Raw genomic sequence first — 19,509 nt, 5'->3', positions numbered from 1 at the left:
ACCTTCCATTTTAATCTTGCTAATTAGTTTAGGTCCACTGTAAGTACACCCAATTTAGTTCCCCGCACTTGTGTTCAAGAATCTTTGGTATTTAGGTGAGTTAGATGAAATAACTCCGTAAGGGAGGCCTCGCGATCCCCCTTGCGGCTAAATCTAAAACTGTCCGCCTACACCTTTAAACTTCTCAATAAAGGCACTTATCTTTTGAAAGACTGTTTGTTTTTTTGTTTTGTATTGAGGGTTTAACGGACTGAGTTTAGGCAGCGTATCATTCAGTGCCGTGCCGTTTTCCGTTGCATACTCTCGCTTCAGCGAGTTTCTGATATAACGTCTGGCAGCCTCATCATTCAGGTTTTCCTCCTTGATCAAGGCTTCAGCTTCAAGTTGTTGAGCCTGCTGGGCAAAGGTATAGAAAGCTTCAATAATGCTCTCTTTGCTCGGCATATCATTGAGATTCGTCTGTTCGATAAAATTAACTATCAACCCTTCTTTTGCCCGGTTGCCTACACTTGCGCGGATTAACCGTTTCACTTCATCTTTCATTGTTGCTTTATCGGTATTCTTTTGGTGGTAGTCGTAAATTAGTCCAAGAATATAATCGAGGTTAATCTCCTGCGACTTTAGCAAATCCACCTCAAAGACCACATCATCCCAGTCAACCGTGCTGTTGTCTTTTTCATTAGCCTCACGTTCACGGCGCTGCCACTCGCGGATATCGTTGTAACTTGAACGATAGTCCTGAATTTTACGCTCAGTCGGTAAGCGAATTATCTGTAGCTCAGCGAATTGCTCATCGTCCAGATAATGTTCCGCTTTAAACGCTTCTGTAGCGACTGGATCGCTGAGGTCAACGGTTTGCAAGGCTTTCAGCGTGGTAAATTCATCATAGTTTTGCAGTACGTTCTCTGCTCGCAGGTATTCTCCGAACAATTTGACGAAAGCCTTTTTCTCTTTTTCGGATTCGATACCTGCAGGGTTTGGAAAGCGAGTCTCCAGTTCGGTTACGATATCCATAAAACCGCGTCTCGCCTCGCCGGTTAAACTGTCCGTAAAGCCGTCCATATATTCGGCGTAACTTTTTTCCATCACCACGCTTCGGGTATTGCTTTTTCCGAACAGAGTGATGGCATCGATGGTCGCCTGTTCTAAGTCACGGAAGGTAACAATGTTCCCAAAGGTCTTGGTTGCATTGTAAATCCGGTTAGTGCGGGAAAATGCCTGCATCAGCCCGTGGTAGCGCAGGTTCTTGTCCACAAATAACGTATTGAGCGCTGGGGCATCAAAGCCAGTCAAGAACATACCGACTACTATCAGCAGATCAACTTCTTGCCCCTTAACCCGTTTCGCAAGATCACGGTAGTAGTTTTGAAAACTGATTCCATCGGTACTGAAGTTGGTTTTAAAAGTGGAGTTATAATCTCTAATAGCCGATTCCAGAAACTCCCGAGCACTGCTGTTCATGGCGGTAACATCAAAGCTTTCATCGCTAATATCCCCGACTGCATCCTGCTCTTCATTGGCGGCATAAGAAAAGATAGTGGCAACAGTCAATGGTTTGTAGTGGTTATCCTGCTCGAGGGCTGCCTGCTGGATGTTTTTGAAGGCTTCGTAGTAAGCTTTTGCTGCATCTACACTGCTGACGGCAAACATAGCATTAAAACCTGTTGCACCGGAAAACGCTCGGTGCGTTTTTTGGCGGAAGTTTTTCAGGATATAGTGCGTAACTTCGCGAATTCGCATTGGGTGAAGCAGGGCCTGTCTATTTTCAGCTGCATTGAGTTTTCTCTCATCAGTTTCGGTTTCTAATGCTTTAAACTGCGGTCGGACATCATTGTAATCGACTTTAAATTTCAGTACTTTTTCATCACGAATGGCATCGGTGATGATGTAAGAATGTAGCTCCACGCCGAAGACGCTTTTTGTATCTTCTGCGCCTAAAGCATTTTTACCGGCAAAAATCGGGGTACCGGTAAAACCGAACTGGTAAAAACGTTTGAATTTCTTTTTTAGGTTCTTCTGTGCTTCACCGAACTGGCTGCGGTGGCACTCATCGAAGATGAAGACGACCTGTTGTTGAAAGACCGGTAAGTCGGCTTCCGCTTTCATCAGGTTATTCAGCTTCTGAATCGTTGTGACGATTATTTTATTATCATTTTTATCCAGATTTCGTTTAAGGCCTGCAGTATTGTCAGAACCATTAACGCTGTCCGGCGAGAAGCGTTGATACTCTTTCATTGTCTGGTAATCGAGGTCTTTTCTGTCCACGACAAAGAAGACTTTATCAATAAAGTCCAGTTCGGTTGCCAGACGAGCGGCCTTAAAGCTGGTCAGGGTTTTACCTGATCCGGTGGTGTGCCAGATAAACCCCCCGCTTTCCGGTTTTGACCAGTTCTTTGCTTTAAAGGAACTGTTAATTTTCCATATAATTCGCTCAGTGGCAGCAATCTGATAGGGGCGCATCACCAGCAGCGTCTGGCTACTGTCAAACACACTGTAGTTAAACAGCACCTTGAGCAGGGTATGCTTCTGGAAAAAAGTGGCAGTAAAGTCCTTCAGGTCTTTAATCAGCGCGTTATCAGACTTCGCCCAGTTCATGGTAAAATCGAAACTGTTCTTGTCTCGTTTAGTGGTATTGGCAAAGTAACGGGTATCGGTACCGTTGGAAATGACAAACAGTTGCAGGTATTTAAACAGCGAATTGTCACTGTTAAAGCTTTCCTTGCTGTAACGGTGTATCTGGTTAAAAGCTTCACGAATCGCTACACCGCGTTTTTTCAACTCAATTTGTACCAGCGGCAGGCCATTGACCAGAATGGTGACATCGTAGCGATTGGCGTGCGTGCCTGCTTGTTCAAACTGCTTGATGACCTGCACTTTATTGCGAAGGATGTTTTTTTTATCCAGCAGATAGATATTCTGAATACGGCCATCGTCGAAGACGAAATCATGAACATAATCATCATGAATCTTGCGGGCCTTTTCGACAACGCCATCGCTGGGCTTGTCCATCCAGGTTTCCACAAAGCGACGCCATTCAGCCTCTAGGAACTCTACATTATTAAGGGTTTGCAACTGTTCCCTGACATTAGCGAGCATAGCTTTGGTATTGTTCAGGGTTGGCAGGTATTGATAGCCCTGGTTAACTAAATCCTGAATCAGCTCACGCTCCAGATCACCTTCGCTCTGGTAGCTCTCAGTAATCTTCCAGTCCGGGTTGTATTTGTCCAAAATGATAAAATTATTGGACTCAGCAATTGGCTTGGTGCAATCAACCATTTTTTTGTTCCTGCTGCCAGAAGCCACAGTTGTTCTTCAAGTGATCGAGCAACAGTTTGACAGTCGCTTTCTCAGCTGGCGTTGGCTCTGCAACGGCTTCATTCGATAGCGTGCTGTGGCTAGTGAAATTGATGATTCTGCTCAGATAAAGCTGCTTGTCGTCAGGCAAGAGTTCAGACCATTTAGGGTAGCCCAGAAAGCTGGCCGTTTTCTCATAAAGATTGCGCAGTAACGTGAAGTGATATCTTTCAACTTTGTTGACAGCAATTGCCTGTTCGATTGTTTGCTTTAGGTGGAGATGGTAGGAAAAACTCTTGTTAGAGTCGCCATATTTTTCTGCGAGGGAAAATGTACCATCCTCAAAACTCTCCAACATGTAGCAAGCTTTACCGTTCAACTCATTGAAAAGTACATTATAAAAGATTGGGCTATGTGTCGTGATAATGAACTTCAAATCGGATTCACTGGATTTGATCAGCCCCGCAAGATTAACCGCCAGTTCAATCAAATGGTTATCATCAAGAGAGCTGACGGGATCATCAATGAATATATATTCAATTTGATCAAATTCGTGGGTCTCGCGCGCATCCGGATCGGCGACATTGAGAATTGTGACGACTTGATCCAGTAGAGTGTAAAATACACTCCAGATGAAGTTGCTTTCTTCACCTTTTGATAACTTGATGTGGGCGGAACGTTCATCGTTGCCGCGCTCCATGGAAAAAGTAACTTCAGTAAAATCTGGATTGAAGTGTGGCGATAGCTTGTCGTTTGCATAGCGCTGGAAATAACGGACGATATTGCCATCCTGTCCCAAATCTTTGAGCAATTTCAGCAACCAGTTTGTATAGGAATTCGGCTGCACCTTCAGCTTCGGTTCTGCGTCTTCTTGCAGATCGTTATCCCAATAGAACAAGTCCTCGGTGAAGGCATTGTAATAGAGGATCTTTTTATGCGACAACTCGGACTCTTCACCTTCTCCGTTAATGACTTTGGGCGCAATCAGTTGCTTGAAATCACAGGAAAGACGTGTCTTCCCCGTGCCATTGAAAGCATAGATTAACTGCACCTTTGGCACGGCCCTGGTCGCTTCAACTTCTTTGTGAACAGTCTTCTTGACTTTCTGAGGCGTACTAAGCTGTTGAGCTATTTCCGAGAGTGTTTTGCCCATGTCACGCCTCTGCCACTTCCTGTTTCGGGAAGCTAAATAACATGTCCCGATAATATTCGTACTGCTTCTGGCGTAGCTCGATTTCGCGAGGAAGGCCTTCAGTGATGGAGTTTGTTAATGCATCAAACTTATCGAGGATTGAAACGATCCTCTCTTTTTCTTCTGGCGACGGATTTGGGATACGGATGCTCTCTAAGTTTTTCTTATTCAGCTTAGGTTGTGCAGCACCTGAAATATAGGTTGTTAAGTCAATACTATTCAGATAGTACTCAACGTATCTTCTTTCTGCATAGGTATCGAATTTAAGCACATGAGCATGATTGTTCACCCAAGTCTTACCACTGATACTGAACGCTATCGGAGTATTGCGAGCCAACAGGTTTGCGCCATCTTCAGATACTAATAGAAAGTCGCCTTCGAAAATATAATCTTTTACATAATCGACAATCCCTGATGCACCGTAATAAGGTATGTTCCCTGCTTCCCTCAAACCACTAGTGATTGGCTTTCTTTTGGAGTCAAGATTCTCTGCCAACTCTCCTAATGTTTTCCACTCAGCTCCACCATCATCAAAACTCAGCAACTGGTCACGATAGTAGTTGTACTGCTTTTTACGCATGCTAAGCTCAGCGGTAAGCTCAGCGGTAAGGGCAGTAAATTTATCCAGAATCCTGACAATTGCAGACTGGATGGCGAGGGACTTTTCCGGGTTGGCTGGGCAGGGGATTGGTACTCTAAATTTATCAGTATCTGGAGTTGAAATTTGTGGCATCTGCATCTTGCCCCCAATTTTTTGAAAGTACGCTTCATTCATTTTCAAAAAATAATAGATATATTTGATGTTAATGGTTTCATTTTTGGAGTGGTATGACCACATCTCATTTTTATGTGAGAATGGCTTGTCGTAAAACTCAAATTCAATCACACCACGAGATTTAACAATGATAGATGGCTTTCTATTTATATCTTTTTCCGGTATGTCTTTATAATCAACAAACGCAACAGTTTTGCCTCCTGCGAAAATTTTGAGCGGAGCGTTGTCTTTGTGAAGCACCTTCATCTGTCCAGCTGTTATTTTAGTCCCTTTCGTTCGTACAAGTATTTTCCCTAGCGACAGCCACTCAACATCAGCCCCATCCAACAGCTTTTCCAGATAACTTATCTCGCTCATTCATGCACCTCACACCCTTTAATCTCTGCCACAATCGTATCAATATCTTTGCGTAACTGGTCGATTTTGCTGACGGTAGTTTTCAACTCAGCATTCAGTTCCGTAATATCGACGATTTCACGGGTGTCTTTCGCTTCCACGTAGCTGCTGACAGAAAGGTTGTATTCATTCCCGGCCACGCTTTCAAAGGGCACTGATTTTGCCAGATGGTCAACATCTGATTTGCTGCTGAACACCTGCATGATCTGAGCTATATGGGCATCGGTGAGAATGTTGTTATTGGTTTCTTTCTTAAATAGCCCACTGGCATCAATAAATTGCACGCTGGTATCGGTTTTGTGCTTTGACAGAACAAGAATATTGACGGCAATGGTGGTGCCGAAGAACAAGTTCGGTGCGAGAGAAATCACCGTCTCAACATAGTTGTTATCAACCAGATACTGGCGGATTTTCTGCTCTGCGCCGCCACGGTAGAAGATCCCCGGGAAGCAGACAATCGCCGCCCGGCCTTTGGCGGAAAGATAGTTCAGCGCATGAAGCACAAACGCAAAGTCAGCTTTTGATTTTGGAGCCAGTACACCTGCCGGAGCAAAACGCTCATCGTTAATCAAAGTCGGATCGTCACTGCCAATCCATTTCACCGAATAAGGCGGGTTAGAAACAATCGCATCAAACGGCTTTTCGTCGCCAAAGTGTGGTTCAGTCAGGGTATTGCCCAACCTGATATCAAATTTGTCGTAGTTGATATTGTGCAGAAACATGTTCATACGCGCCAGGTTGAACGTCGTATGGTTGATTTCCTGACCAAAAAAGCCTTCTTCGATGATGTGGTTATCAAAATGTTTCTTCGCCTGCAGCAGCAGTGAGCCCGAGCCTGCTGCCGGGTCGTAGATTTTGTTGACGTGTGTCTGACCGTGCATTGCCAGTTGAGCAATCAGCTTAGAGACATGCTGTGGCGTGAAGAATTCCCCGCCTGACTTACCGGCATTCGCAGCATAGTTAGAAATCAGAAACTCGTACGCATCACCGAACAAGTCAATCTGGTGGTCATTAAAGTTACCCAGTTTTAAACCTTCAACACCTTTCAGAACGGCAGCCAGACGGCCATTTTTGTCTTTTACAGTGTTACCTAGACGGTTACTGGTGGTGTCAAAATCAGCAAACAGGCCTTTGATATCGGCTTCAGATGGATAGCCATAAGCTGAACTTTCAATGGCGACAAAAATGCTGTTTAAATCAGCATTCAGCCTGTCGTTGGTATTGGCTTTAGCTGCAACGTTGCAGAATAGCTGGCTCGGGTAAATGAAATAGCCTTTGGTTTTGATGGCATCATCTTTGATGTCATCGGTAATGATACTGTCATCCAGCGCAGCATAGTGGATGCTGTCATCACCGGCTTCGATGTAACTGGAGAAGTTTTCACTGATAAAGCGGTAGAAAAGTGCACCAAGGACATACTGCTTAAAGTCCCATCCATCTACCGAGCCTCTGACATCGTTGGCGATAGCCCAGATTTGGCGATGTAGTTCTGCACGCTGTTGAAAGCTTGTCATTTTTTTATCCTGTGTTCGATTCTTAGCAACTGCTGTTGACGAGATTTTACCGCAATTTGTTCACAACGACTGCATCTATATCAGATCCAATTATGGCTCTTCCGATAAGTGGTTTCACGATGGCAGAAAGGCTATGCCAGTTACCTCTATCTGTGTGCATTAGTAAAATTTGATTATTTGCTGTGCTGCAGCAATCGTTTTCTGGTCTGCCTCATTGGGCATTAGAGCGTATCCTGCAGCAGATAAACCTACATACCTGTTCAGTTAAGTTGCAGGGGAAGTCGTGGACGACCTGTCAGTGGACGCTCAGGTACTTCATTGCAGCCGTGGAGTAGCAACCCCTCCTTCTGCTGGATTTTTGTCATATAGGCGAGTACCTGCCGTATGTTGGTAATACTTCCAGGATCGTTGTAGTGAACAGGGACATTGATATTTGCTCGATAGTGTTCCTTGTATTCGCAACGGTGATGCCAGCCTTCCCTATCTGTAATGTTGCTCCATAGCTCGCCCGCTTTCGCAGCCCATGGATAGGTTATCTGGGTCCTATTACCATCTAACCAGAAAACTGCGTGGGCGTGGTAGCGGTGATCCTCAGTCCACTCTATGACCCAGAAATAACCTACTACGGCTCGCAGACTCATCATGTTTTTCATTAATAATTGAATATCCAGTTCCAGTTGGTGATGTCCCGGTTGTGCATATCTAGGCGTTCCATTTTTGTAGAACAGGTCTATTCGAATAGCCCGCAGGCAAGCATACCGGTTGATCATACTATCCGTATGCCAGTTCAAGACAGACTCCAGAAACCAGTCTGATGTCCAGGATCGTTCAATATTCATAGGGTTATTTCCTGACCGCTGCTTGGAGCAGCCATGTAGAGGAGGGTAATCCCCCGGCAATAAGCTGAGGGATGGATTATTAATGGGCAGACCTGTAGACAGGCTTAAGAGGAATATAAAAAGGGAGTGCCTATTAATTATATTAATTAACCGATATTAATTTTAACTCTCTGAACATTTCTTAGCCCTTACAGAACAAGGCTTGAGGCTCAAATCAGCGTATCGAGTACAGTGCGGTAGGCAAAGCAGACGTACTCATCCATCCTGCTGGTAAGCATATGGTTCTCAGCCTGCCGGTCATTAATCCAGTTATTTACTTCCTCGCTTGTTTTGAATTTTAAACTTTCAACCCAATCAGCAAGACAATTCCCCAACATCAAATCGTACCAGCATAGCCATACAAGCTTGAGACGGAGCTCAGTCCCTCTAAACTGCTGAAACAGACTGGTGAGCTTATTTGCCAGTGAACGCTGTTTTAAACGGACACATTCGGAAAGCAGAACGCCTTCAAGCATGGGATGGTGGGCCAACAGGTGTTCCTGCGTTAATAAGCTTACGCACAGGTCATCATCTATCGATAATGATGCCGCCGCTGCTTTTCCGTAAATAATCCGGTGTAACCAGTGAGGCACAATAGCAATAACAGCTTCTTCTCCAGGGAATTTAAGACAGCCAACCGTCAGGCTATGGTAGTGATATATATTCTGATGGCACATTCCCTGCCTGACTGTCAGCTTCGTAAAATCTGTCAACCAAGTCTGGTAGCATTTTTGAAGTTCTTCGTAACGCGGTTTATAGTCTTTCATCGTTCATATTCCTTCTGGCTTAAATTACAGGCAGCAGAAAATCTCCGGGGAGCCGGATAATTATCTTCGTACTGCAGCTTTAGTTCGGATTGAGGTTATTTACGGGATTGGTTAATACGTTCTTGGAGCCAGGCTTCAACTTCGCTTTTTAGCCAGCGGGAGCTACGACCCATTTTTATTGGTTTTGGGAAAACATCATCTTTAATTAGCTTATAGAACCACTTGTCTGTTAAACCAGTCAGACTGGTGATATATGCCATATTGACAAACTGGTCTTCTAAAAGAGAAAGATGGGTGTTCATTATTCGATTCTCCGGTTAAGAAAGGTAAGCCGGACTCGTGATGTTTGATAACGACCACGTGCTTCGGCATACCAACCCGGTAATCTGTAAAAAAGTTGAAGGCCATTGACCTCTATGTCACTACCGGCCTAGAGGAAAACTGAGTCCCTAAGTGCTGTATCATAACGAACCGCCAGTTATCAGCTACTGAGTTCTCTGAATGCTACTCCATACCAATTTCTTGGCTGCCATTGAGCACTGCACTAAGGGAAATTTTTTCATTGCATGTCAAAGGTCGTTTACTGCGGGAGTGAATAAAGCATCCACTTCTTTCCTTGGCAGTTTCTGAGCAGTCAATCGAGTTAATGGTAGAAGGACGTGCCTGCTGAATTTGGCTACGATTTTTGTGCAGAACACCATGGGGTAGGTTTCTTCGTGGGTTGTAAGTAGAATACTGTATTCTTGATGCGGAAAAGGCTAGGTGTCATGCCTAACTTATTGATATTTTTATCTCAACCGAAATTGAGCACTACACTTTTACTACGTTATTGCACGGTTTTTATATCATTCTTCCCTTCAGAAAAAGTATGGTTTACATCTGAATTGTCTTCTTTTACTCTTGAGTGAAATGATGGAAAACAACCATTCTAGGGTAGGAGAGGTATCGTGGAGGGGTATGAATTCGATGAACGGGAAATGCGAAAAAAGAGACTGCGACAGGCAAGTCGCCTAAAGTGGTTGAGGAAAAACCCAAGGGCGATGCATTTCTTTCTCTTTCGTTTACTAGCGAACAAAACCGTAGCACTCGCCAGTATGAACATCCGAACAAAGCTCGATATGCCACAGTTTCATGTCCATGCCCCCGATGTGGTCATATCCCCTCAAAATACGGGAAAAATAAATAATAAAGGCGAGATAAACTTCCAGGATTTAGACATAAATCTGCAGGACTTGGATCTGAATTTTCCCCCACCAAAATGTGAACAAGCTAATGGATTAGACTTCTCTAGGGTAACGAATACGGATGTTATCCCAGATGTAATGGAAAAAATAATCGATGTCATTTTGAGTATGCACCAATCGACGAGGGAAGCAGACCAGGCTATCACGGAAGTCATGAGGGCTTGGGCTAATGCCAGCAATCAGTTCCCTAGAGCATTTTCATGGCTGGATAAGAATAATGAAGAGCAATGTTTATGGGTTTGGGAGCAAATGAGAAAGAAATATATTTCTATTGATACCAAACCTATTTCCTGTGAGCAACGCTACCATTTTATTATTGCTATCTTTGATAACTGGAAAGGGTGGAGTGACGAGCAACTAGGTTATCTGAAAGAAAATAAAAGAAGAAAGGATGGGAAATTCATTTCTTATGGATTGGGTGGTGCAAGTACTTTAAGCCACAAAGAAATATTGCTCGAAGAACTGAGTAAAGCTTGGGAACAAAAATCCCGTAGGAAAAAGATAAAAGATACGCATCCCTCTTTGAAATTGAACAAATTATACCAAAAAAGGCTGGGCCAGATTGCTGAAAGTAAAAGCATGACGCTAGATGAGACACTCAAATTTCTTATCGACAATGAGTTATCACGCTTGAGCATGTTGAAACCTGTATAGTGTAAAATCAGATGTGATGTAGGACACTTGTTTGCACATCATTCCAAATAATTTCAGACAGATATTATCGCAGTGAATCACCTCCGACGCCTTCCTGGCTCGGGGGTTTTGTTTTTTCTGTCTGAGGTAGTTTAATGAAAAAATCAGAAGTGCTAATGGCCATTGAAAAGCCACTAGCGTCACTCCCCCATGCCATTGGCAGACATATTCTTGACCATGTTCAAAAACTCACTCACTACGAACCAGTCATCGGGATCATGGGCAAAACAGGCGCGGGAAAATCATCTCTCTGTAATGCGCTTTTCCAGGGTGAGGTTACGCCCATCAGTGATGTCCACGCCTGCACCCGTGACGTACTGCGATTGCGTCTGAGCAGTGGTGACCATAGCCTGATACTAATAGACCTACCCGGAGTAGGCGAGAGCGAGCAACGGGATAAAGAATATGAATCTCTATATCGCAATATTCTCCCTGAGTTGGATCTCATCCTGTGGGTTATCAAAGCCGATGATCGAGCCTTCTCTGTGGATGAACGCTTCTACCGGCGAGTGATGACTGGCTACCAGCAACTGTTTCTGTTTGTCGTTAACCAGGCTGACAAAATCGAGCCATGCAATGAATGGTTTGTCACCAGCAATGCACCATCCCCGCATCAGTTGGTGAATATCGAGGCCAGACTGGCGTCTATTCGCCAGTTATTCTCACCACACCATCCGGTGTGCGCTGTCTCAGCGAGAACAGAATGGAATCTCCCATCAATGATAGAAACGATGATGTGCTGCCTGCCAGACCGAGCCACCAGCCCATTGGCGACACAACTGCATGGGAGGTTATGCAGTGAGCCGGTAAAAAAGCAGGCTCGTGAGGGCTTTGGTAATGCGGTCGGGGAGGTATTTGATTCTGCGGAAGCGGCATCATTTATTCCCGCGCCACTGAAAGCAGTTATTCGCACTGTCCGCGATGCCGTAGTATCCGCTGCTCGCGCCGTTTGGGACTGGATTTTCTTCTGACTTGGCTTACCTGCCATTATCTTCGGGACATACCCTGTCCGTTCTGATGTTTTATAATCTGCTGAATTTCGACAGTTTTCCCTTTACGCCCCGTCACGGTTGATTTTGGCAACTGTAAAAAATACGTCTTCTGGTGTCCATTCCCTGTCCCTCCCCCTCGTTAGAATAATCGTTTTATTTTCAGCTAATTATATCACTGGAGAACCTGCCTCATGGTTCAGGTTGAACGTCGTCATGACCGGCTTGCCGTCCGACTATCGTTAATTATCAGCCGCCTGGTAGCTGGAGAAACACTGGATTTACGAGCGCTGGCAACTGAATTTGGTGTGTCGGTTCGAACTCTACGCCGGGACTTTCGGGAACGTCTGATGTACCTGGATCTGGAGTATCGCAAAGGCCGATGCCGCTTGCTATCCGGTAGCCGCCAGAGAGAGTTAGCGGTGATGAAATTTGCCCGTCAGTCAGGCGTTGAAGCTCTGTTTCCTGATATGGATAACCATCTGGTCAGTTCACTGTTGAGCGGATCAGGAGAGTCTCCTTGCCTTATCTGGCAGGGAACAGCCCAGGTTTCATCCCCAGAATCAGGCGTATTCACTCGGTTGGTGAGCGCGGTATCAGAACATCGAAAGGTGACGCTGCTCGGTAACGGTTACCGCTGTGCAGGCCTCGCTCCCTATCGGCTGGTTCTGCGTGACGGCGAGTGGTATCTGACAGGCGAGCATCAGACCCGGATAGCAGTATTTCCCTTGACGGATATTCGTGCAGTCACGCTCCACAACGGCAGCTTCGCTCCTGATATAGCGATGCGCGATATCCTCTCTCACCCGGATCTTCTTCAGGCTTTACCCCACTTTCGCTTTTTCCATTCATTGCTTGTCGCAACTGACGGCGGGCTTATACCTCAGAAGGAATAACCACGATGAAATTACTTACCACTACATTGCTGGCTACCAGCATTTGTCTAAGTGCAGTTTTTCCGGCTGACGCTGGCAATATCGTCGGTTCTGTCAAAGCCTGGGAGTACATGCAGGCTGACGGCTGGAAATCAGCTGATGGCATGGATGACAATACGCTGCACAATATGCTCTACCAGGCCAATGTTATTGATAACTACCCGTGGACGAAGCAGTTTTTGCTACGTACCCGTGGTGGTGGTGCAATTTTCCTGGCCGATAAGAAAACCCACACTATTCGTCAACTAAAACTGAATCCTGTCGGTGAAACCTACAACGATATTGAAACGGTTTATCAGGGAGATGATAAAGGAGAAGGCTGCTACTTTGCCGTTATTGATAACCAAGCTTCGGTACGTGATAAGGCTATCGATGCTCTTATATACCCCGATTGGTCTGCACCCCAAGATACGGATGCTGTTCTTAAGGCTAAGATTGCAAAAGTCAGACAACAGATAGCCCCAAAAGTCATTATGGTGATGCCAGATAATTGTGTTAATAAACAACAGCAAGCCACATTGGCGGCTAAGCGCTCGGACGAGGATCGGAAACTACAGCAATGGGTCGCACAGCAAAGCTTAGCGGAATTGTGTCGTCGCACAGGCAACTGCTGAACACTTCCCAAAAGCCACGTCCCAAATGCCACTAAAGGAAAAGAACGATGGAAAAGGATTGTCAGAAAGATATAGATATACCTTCTTTCACGATAGTAAGGGTATGGGCAAAACCTACTTACAGCAAAATCATGCCACTCGTCAGCCGATTTGCTAAAACCTTACCTGCCATTGTCGTTTTAATGCTGTGCCATCCGTCATCCGCTTACGCAGATGAACAACGCTATATCAGTATCCGCAACACCGATACCGTGTGGACTCCCGGTAATATCTGTGTGTATCAGTTCCGTCTGGATAATGGTGGAAGCGGTGTGGGGTTTGGCCAGCTGTCTGTTTCGCTGGGGCTGAAAGACAAGGCGGGCAACACGCTGGCGACGGGAACAATGGACGTTGCCCCCTTTGGCGACAGTGATGCTACTCGTTCTCAGGAAGCTTTTCTTGAACATGAATGTGTCGAAAACGTCAGCGCTGTTGAAATCATGAAGGCGACCGAAGAGCGCAACGGCCATCAGGCTAGGCTGCCACTGTCCGTTTTCGATCCACAGTATTATCAGCCACTGTCAGTATCGGTTGCTATGAATAAGGCATCATAACTGGCTTAGACTTAAATCTGCCAGACCTCAGACTCACAACAACATCAGGCCATGCCTCCTTCGGGAAGCATGGCCTTTTCGTTTTTCATCTCCCAAAAAGGAATTAATCATGATCCGATTAGCCAGCCGCTTTGGTGCGGTTAATGTTGTACGCCGCGACCGCCCATTAACTCACGACGAACTGGCACATTACGTGCCCAGCGTCTTTGGTGAAGAAAAGCATGAGTCCCGCAGCGACCGATACACTTATATCCCGACAATAACCCTGCTCGATAATCTGCAACGTGAAGGTTTCCAGCCTTTCTTTGCCTGCCAGACCCGAGTGCGCGACCAAAGCAAGCGCGAACACACCAAACACATGCTGCGTCTTCGTCGTGAGGGCCAAATCACTGGCAAGCAAGTTCCGGAAATTATTCTGCTCAACAGCCACGATGGTTCGAGCAGTTATCAGATGCTGCCGGGATTATTTCGTTCAGTCTGCCAGAATGGACTAATTTGCGGTGAGAGTTTTGGTGAGGTTCGTGTACCTCATAAAGGCAACGTGGTGGAGAAAGTCATTGAAGGGGCTTACGAAGTGCTGGGAATATTTGACCGTGTAGAAGAGAAACGCGATGCCATGCAGTCGCTAATGTTAACTCCGCCAGCACAGCAGGCGATGGCGAAAGCGGCATTAACCTATCGCTTTGGTGAAGAGCATCAGCCGGTGACGGATTCGCAAATCCTATCCCCGCGCCGCTGGCAGGATGAAAGTAACGACCTGTGGACCACTTATCAGCGCATTCAGGAAAATCTGATTAAAGGCGGTCTGTCTGGACGAACCACCAAAGGCAAACGTGCCCATACTCGTGCTGTAAAAGGCATCGACGGCGATGTGAAGCTTAACCGCGCCCTTTGGGTTATGGCCGAGAATATGCTGCAGCTTGCCTCATGAGCCTTTTTATTATCCCTTCCTTCAGGCCTTGCCAATAAACCGGCGAGGTTTTTTGTTCTAAGGAGCAATTATGCCTGTATTCAATTTGTCCCCTGTATTTCCTGCAAACGAGCAACGCGTCATTCGTCGGGCATTACGCCTGCTGGAGAAATATCAGCGTCAACCGAGTGAGTCATTTACCTCCACCAGCTTCACTAAGACCTGGCTGCAATTACAGATGGCTCATCAGGAGCGTGAAGTTTTTATCGTGATGTATCTCGACAATCAGCACAGCCTGCTGGGATGCGAAACACTGTTTACCGGCACACTTAGCCATACCGAAGTGCATCCCCGCGAAGTGGTTAAATTGGCTCTGAAACACAATGCCGCTGCGGTAATTCTGGCGCATAACCATCCGTCAGGTACGACAGAAGTCAGTCAGCAGGACAAACACATCACTCAGCGGATAGTGAAAGCGTTAGCACTGGTAGAAGTGCGAGTGCTGGATCATTTGGTTGTTGGGAATGAAGTCGTTTCTTTTGCTGAGCAGGGTTTGCTTTAAACGGAGGTTTTCATGTCAATCACACCACCTCATGAATGGGGTCTACAAAGCGATATCACCCCACGATTTGGCGCGAGATTAGTTCAGGAAGGCAACCGGCTGTATTACCTGGCTGACAGGGCTGGATTGACGGGGAGTTTTAGCCCCATGCACCTGCAGAAATTAGATCTGGCTTTCCCGCTGTTTGTAGAACAACTGGAAGATATGCTGCGTGCTGGCGAACTAAATCCTCATCAGCAACGTCAGGTGAAAATTCAACTTGCGAGTTTAACCTGTATAGCTGATCCCCGTGGTAGCTGCGGTTACGTTTACATCTCTATTTATCCCACACCGTAACACCTTCTCTCTTCTTCTTTTCTCAGGATTCTACCCATGCACATTTCAACTGTACCGGCCAAGGTGCCGGTTTCGTCACGTCCGTCGCCCGTGCAGGTCTGGCAGCAACTTTTAACGTATCTGCTGGATCACCATTACGGCCTGACGCTTAACGACACACCATTCCATGACGACGCGGCCATCGAGGAGCATATCGATGCAGGAATCACGCTCGCCGATGCTGTTAATTTTCTGGTAGAACGTTATGAACTGGTACGCATCGACCGCCAAGGGTTTAGCTGGCAGGAACAGACTCCGTTCCTGACCGCGACTGATATTCTCCGAGCCAGGCGAGCTACCGGATTAATAAATACTTAAATTCTTCGAGCCTCATTCCTGATTTTGGCTTCTGAACTTCCCACCTTTTTTATTCATCGCATAATGCGCCTGCCATTCCCGGCAGGCGTGTTTGCTTTTATGGACGATTAACGATGCAAACAGAACCCGACGTGTTGACGGAACACAATGAACTCATTCTTTCGACCAGTATCGAGCGTGTTGTCACGGGCCGCGATACCGCACTAAAACGGATCGAACAACTCATTCAGCAGCTTGATGCCATTTCACGGCTGACCTCAGAAATTGGCGGTGGTACAGCGCAAGACTGGGCGATGAAGTCCGGGCACCGCTACGATAGCTGGCTGACTGAAAAGGCTGATAAAGCAATGCCTGCCGTCACCCGCAATATAGATCGCAGTATCTGGCGCGATTTGATGCTGAAGTCTGGCATGATGGCCTTGATGGATGCTCAGGCTCGCGACCAGTGGCATAAGAATCTGGAGGAGGGCGATCTTCCTGCGATCAGTGAGGCGAATATCCTCAGTACTTTTGAGCAGTTACATTTGAACAAAATGGATGTCTTTGAGCGCGGGATCATCAACGTGTTCAAAGGTCTGTCATGGGATTACAAAACCAATAGTCCCTGCTGCTTCGGTAAGAAGATCATCATTAACAATCTGGTGACGCATAACCGCTGGGGCTTTAGCCTTAACTGGGGTTGGCGACGGGATCAACTGGCGGATCTGGAGAGAATGCTGTTTCTGCTGGATGGCAAACCCATCCCTGACAACCGGGGTGATATCTCTACCCGATTGATGGAGCATATTCGTGATAATCCGGCTAAGAATGTTTACGAAGATGAGTTATTCAGCATTCGTTACTATCAAAAAGGTACGGCGCACTTGACCTTCAAGCGTCTGGAGTTGATTAAACGTATGAACGATATCATAGCTAAACACTATCCGGGAATGCTGGCTGCGAGGTAAGTTAGTTGTCGTATGTTTGCTGTTAAAAGTGTCGTATGTTTGCTATGATGAAGAAACGAACAAAGGAGGATGACATGACCATAAAAGCTCGAATTCAGTCACGGCTGAAGCGCTCAAAGCGTTATGTTTTCACTCGTGACGATTTCAAAGATCTTGCTGGCTACGATCAAATAGGCAGAGCACTGCGTGAGCTGATGAAGGAAGGGCAGCTACTGAAAGTAGGCTATGGCGTCTACACCAAAGCGCGGCAAAATGCGATTACCGGTAAGCTGATGCCTGCTGCTCCCGGAGGTTCTGCTGCGGTAATGATTGAGGCGTTGGAACGTCTGAAAGTGGATTACCGTCTGGCAGGCGCAACAAGCGCCTATAATAGCGGTAAATCCACCCAGATCCCTGCGTTAGTGGAAATCAAAACCTCACCACGTTTTAAGAGAACATTGTCAGTAGGGAACAGCAAATTAAATGGCTGATTTAATAAAGTTATTCCCTGATGTTGCCGATGCCCTGGGCATTGAATCAGTTGCAATTGTAGAGAAAGATTATTACATCGTTGAGTTATTGCGATTGCTCCAGCCTCTGGCGTTTGACACGCATCAACTGGTTTTTGCCGGTGGAACGGCATTGTCAAAAGCGGGGATATCTTTGAACAGGATGTCGGAGGACGTGGACATTAAGCTTGTTCCTGTCGCCGGTATTTCCCAGCAATATTCCAGAGGTAAGCGTAAAAGCATTCGTAAGGGTATTATTCAGACCATTATCGAAACGATTGCAGCCTCAGATACGTTTCGCATGGATGAAGAGTATCCAAAGGTTACTCGTGATGAATATCGCTATAATGAAATTCCGGTACGCTACCCGCAGGAATATGCACAAATTCCCTGTTTAAGGCCATTTATCAAACTGGAACTGATGGAAACGGATTTGCTTGAGGCTGCGGAAAATCGTGCTATTAGCTCACTGGTAATGGATCTAACAAAGAAGGGCGAAGTAGTGAGGGCTTTTCCCTGCGCAACTATCGGTAGCACGCAGGCTGAAAAACTGATCTCGATGATGCGCAGAACGGCTGCAAGCGTGCGTAATGTGGAGCGTGCAGTGGATGAGTCACTGGTGCGTCATATCTACGACAACTTTTGTATTGTCAGAGAAAAAGGTGCTGACGTTCCTGTTTTGAAGCGCTTTGTGCAGGAATGTATTGAGCAGGATATCCAACGTTACGGTGCTCAGTATCCTGAATTCTGCGAGTCGCCTGTTGAAGAACTAAAAATGGGGTTGGAAGAACTGGCGAGCAACCCTGTTTATAAGGAACGCTATCTGCAGTTTGTTACACCAATGGTGTTCGGTGAAAGCCACGTTTCCTGGGAAGAGGCCTATGCCTGTTTTCGCATAACGGCATTGGATGTGATTGATGCATAGCGTCAGAGATACGCTCGATGGTGAGCATCTTCCAGGTAACCCTTGCCCCGATTCGAGTCCCAAAATCAACGATCTAATGTGTTGGTATCGATGTTGGTACATTATCTAAATATTATTTTTTATTGTATTTAAATCAAAGGATTAATCGTTATGTGCGAGTCCGGCCTTCGCACCAAAAGATGCAAATCAAAGTCGCTTAAGGGCGGCTTTTTTTGTGTCTGAAGTCTGAATGAATAGCATTGTCTATACATTTCTTGTACAAAAATCAAACTGTTCAAACTATAATGCGGATGCTTACGATTGAAAGAGTAAGTAATTTATAATTTGATAATGCGCAAACATTCTATATCGTACAGTGATTGTGAGGGGTATGGCTTGTAAAGATACAAGTGTGTAATCACAGGAACATTAGTTTATCTATCATTGAAACGGTGAGTATGTAAGCTAATCATAATCGATCTACGTAGCAAGAAGATAAATTTACCAATTTTAGTCGTTCTTAAATTTAAGTGAGATATTAACTTAATAGATTCTGTGAGCTCGTGAATAGATCTCCACAGCAAATTGTACGTTTTTTAAAGAATTAATGATAAAATTGCGTTACTAATTGGTTGAATCATACTATGGTCAGTAGACTTTTAGTAGTTTATGCCTTATGAGCAAAATGGTAATGTTGCAATCTAAAGTTGAGTAATCGAAACTAGCGATCTACAGGTATCATTGTGAGACGTAGAGTAGATACGCAGCTTAAAGCCCACTACCCTTTAGCGACAGCACAAAATGTTATCGAGCGCTAAAAAAGGTAGGTGGCTTTCACGATACAGCCATGCGGAAGTGATGGTTGGGGCGGTAGCGTTATCTCACCGGGCCTACTCTTTAGGTGGGCACCAAAATCTACTTCGATTTTATCTTATCACCTTTTTTTGCACAAATATTGTTAATGATTCTCACCCTAATGCAGATTGTAAAATAATAATGAATATCGCGCATTATATTTACTTTATTTGTCAGGGCTGAACGCTGTTCAAGTAATGAAGTAATTGCGATGAGTTGAAGGATTATCAGCCTTTATTTTAATTAGTGTGGGGCTTGAGTTTAAA

Annotated in this window: 19 protein-coding genes; 12 read left to right on the top strand and 7 right to left on the bottom strand. The window is 45.5% G+C overall.

All coding sequences use genetic code 11. From position 1 onward, the window contains the following. Positions 1-153 precede the first annotated feature (153 nt). The 7 genes from I6L58_RS09870 to I6L58_RS09840 form a co-directional block, all read right to left on the bottom strand. On the bottom strand, positions 154-3,276 hold the full coding sequence (locus tag I6L58_RS09870; protein ID WP_088208754.1) for an HsdR family type I site-specific deoxyribonuclease: 3,123 nt from the start codon (positions 3,274-3,276) through the stop codon (positions 154-156). Further along, entirely contained in the window at positions 3,269-4,447 is a 1,179-nt protein-coding gene (locus I6L58_RS09865) for an ATP-binding protein (protein ID WP_088208755.1), read from the bottom strand. The genes I6L58_RS09870 and I6L58_RS09865 overlap by 8 nt, the downstream gene beginning before the upstream one ends. Position 4,448: 1 nt before the next feature. Further along, positions 4,449-5,618 carry a restriction endonuclease subunit S gene (locus I6L58_RS09860; RefSeq protein WP_088208756.1) on the bottom strand — a complete coding sequence of 390 codons (1,170 nt, stop codon included), beginning with the start codon at positions 5,616-5,618 and terminating at the stop codon, positions 4,449-4,451. Further along, a complete protein-coding gene (locus I6L58_RS09855) occupies positions 5,615-7,171 on the bottom strand; it encodes a type I restriction-modification system subunit M (protein WP_088208757.1) in 1,557 nt (518 codons plus the stop codon). The genes I6L58_RS09860 and I6L58_RS09855 overlap by 4 nt, the downstream gene beginning before the upstream one ends. A 260-nt stretch (positions 7,172-7,431) precedes the next feature. Then, positions 7,432-8,010 carry a YagK/YfjJ domain-containing protein gene (locus I6L58_RS09850; protein WP_088208758.1) on the bottom strand — a complete coding sequence of 193 codons (579 nt, stop codon included), beginning with the start codon at positions 8,008-8,010 and terminating at the stop codon, positions 7,432-7,434. A 209-nt stretch (positions 8,011-8,219) separates the two neighbouring features. Continuing rightward, a complete protein-coding gene (locus I6L58_RS09845; protein WP_088208759.1) occupies positions 8,220-8,816 on the bottom strand; it encodes a hypothetical protein in 597 nt (198 codons plus the stop codon). Between the two features lie 95 nt (positions 8,817-8,911). Next, entirely contained in the window at positions 8,912-9,118 is a 207-nt protein-coding gene (locus I6L58_RS09840) for a helix-turn-helix transcriptional regulator (protein WP_004186771.1), read from the bottom strand. Between the two features lie 645 nt (positions 9,119-9,763). Between I6L58_RS09840 and I6L58_RS09835 the strand changes: the two genes are divergently transcribed. From I6L58_RS09835 to I6L58_RS09780, 12 genes are all read left to right on the top strand, one after another. Continuing rightward, positions 9,764-10,714, top strand: coding sequence for a hypothetical protein (locus tag I6L58_RS09835; protein WP_088208760.1), 951 nt, complete (start codon positions 9,764-9,766; stop codon positions 10,712-10,714). A gap of 134 nt (positions 10,715-10,848) precedes the next feature. Next, positions 10,849-11,724: a GTPase family protein gene (locus I6L58_RS09830; protein ID WP_088208761.1), complete on the top strand. Its 876-nt coding sequence runs from the start codon at positions 10,849-10,851 to the stop codon at positions 11,722-11,724. A 212-nt stretch (positions 11,725-11,936) separates the two neighbouring features. Next, entirely contained in the window at positions 11,937-12,638 is a 702-nt protein-coding gene (locus tag I6L58_RS09825) for a WYL domain-containing protein (RefSeq protein ID WP_088208762.1), read from the top strand. A gap of 5 nt (positions 12,639-12,643) precedes the next feature. Next, positions 12,644-13,291 carry a hypothetical protein gene (locus tag I6L58_RS09820; protein WP_043018271.1) on the top strand — a complete coding sequence of 216 codons (648 nt, stop codon included), beginning with the start codon at positions 12,644-12,646 and terminating at the stop codon, positions 13,289-13,291. 182 nt (positions 13,292-13,473) lie between these two features. Further along, complete coding sequence (locus I6L58_RS09815; RefSeq protein WP_230586359.1) at positions 13,474-13,884, top strand: IrmA family protein; 411 nt, start codon at positions 13,474-13,476, stop codon at positions 13,882-13,884. Between the two features lie 109 nt (positions 13,885-13,993). Beyond that, positions 13,994-14,815 (top strand): DUF932 domain-containing protein, encoded by an 822-nt coding sequence (locus I6L58_RS09810; protein ID WP_088208763.1) that lies wholly within the window; start codon positions 13,994-13,996, stop codon positions 14,813-14,815. Positions 14,816-14,885: 70 nt separating this feature from the next. Further along, positions 14,886-15,356 carry a RadC family protein gene (gene radC, locus I6L58_RS09805; protein WP_088208764.1) on the top strand — a complete coding sequence of 157 codons (471 nt, stop codon included), beginning with the start codon at positions 14,886-14,888 and terminating at the stop codon, positions 15,354-15,356. A 12-nt stretch (positions 15,357-15,368) separates the two neighbouring features. Continuing rightward, positions 15,369-15,692 (top strand): type IV toxin-antitoxin system YeeU family antitoxin, encoded by a 324-nt coding sequence (locus I6L58_RS09800; protein ID WP_088208765.1) that lies wholly within the window; start codon positions 15,369-15,371, stop codon positions 15,690-15,692. A 36-nt stretch (positions 15,693-15,728) separates the two neighbouring features. Further along, entirely contained in the window at positions 15,729-16,049 is a 321-nt protein-coding gene (locus I6L58_RS09795) for a TA system toxin CbtA family protein (protein WP_088208766.1), read from the top strand. A gap of 113 nt (positions 16,050-16,162) precedes the next feature. Beyond that, entirely contained in the window at positions 16,163-16,996 is an 834-nt protein-coding gene (locus tag I6L58_RS09790) for a DUF4942 domain-containing protein (RefSeq protein ID WP_088208767.1), read from the top strand. 74 nt (positions 16,997-17,070) lie between these two features. Further along, on the top strand, positions 17,071-17,466 hold the full coding sequence (locus I6L58_RS09785; RefSeq protein ID WP_088208768.1) for a DUF6088 family protein: 396 nt from the start codon (positions 17,071-17,073) through the stop codon (positions 17,464-17,466). Next, positions 17,459-18,409 carry a nucleotidyl transferase AbiEii/AbiGii toxin family protein gene (locus I6L58_RS09780; RefSeq protein WP_088208769.1) on the top strand — a complete coding sequence of 317 codons (951 nt, stop codon included), beginning with the start codon at positions 17,459-17,461 and terminating at the stop codon, positions 18,407-18,409. Before I6L58_RS09785 ends, I6L58_RS09780 begins: the two co-directional genes overlap by 8 nt. Positions 18,410-19,509: the final 1,100 nt, after the last annotated feature.

This window comes from Enterobacter cancerogenus (assembly GCF_019047785.1).
Lineage (GTDB): Bacteria > Pseudomonadota > Gammaproteobacteria > Enterobacterales > Enterobacteriaceae > Enterobacter > Enterobacter cancerogenus.
Note: the sequence above shows the minus strand (reverse complement) of the source record. Positions and strands in the feature narration are given on the sequence as shown.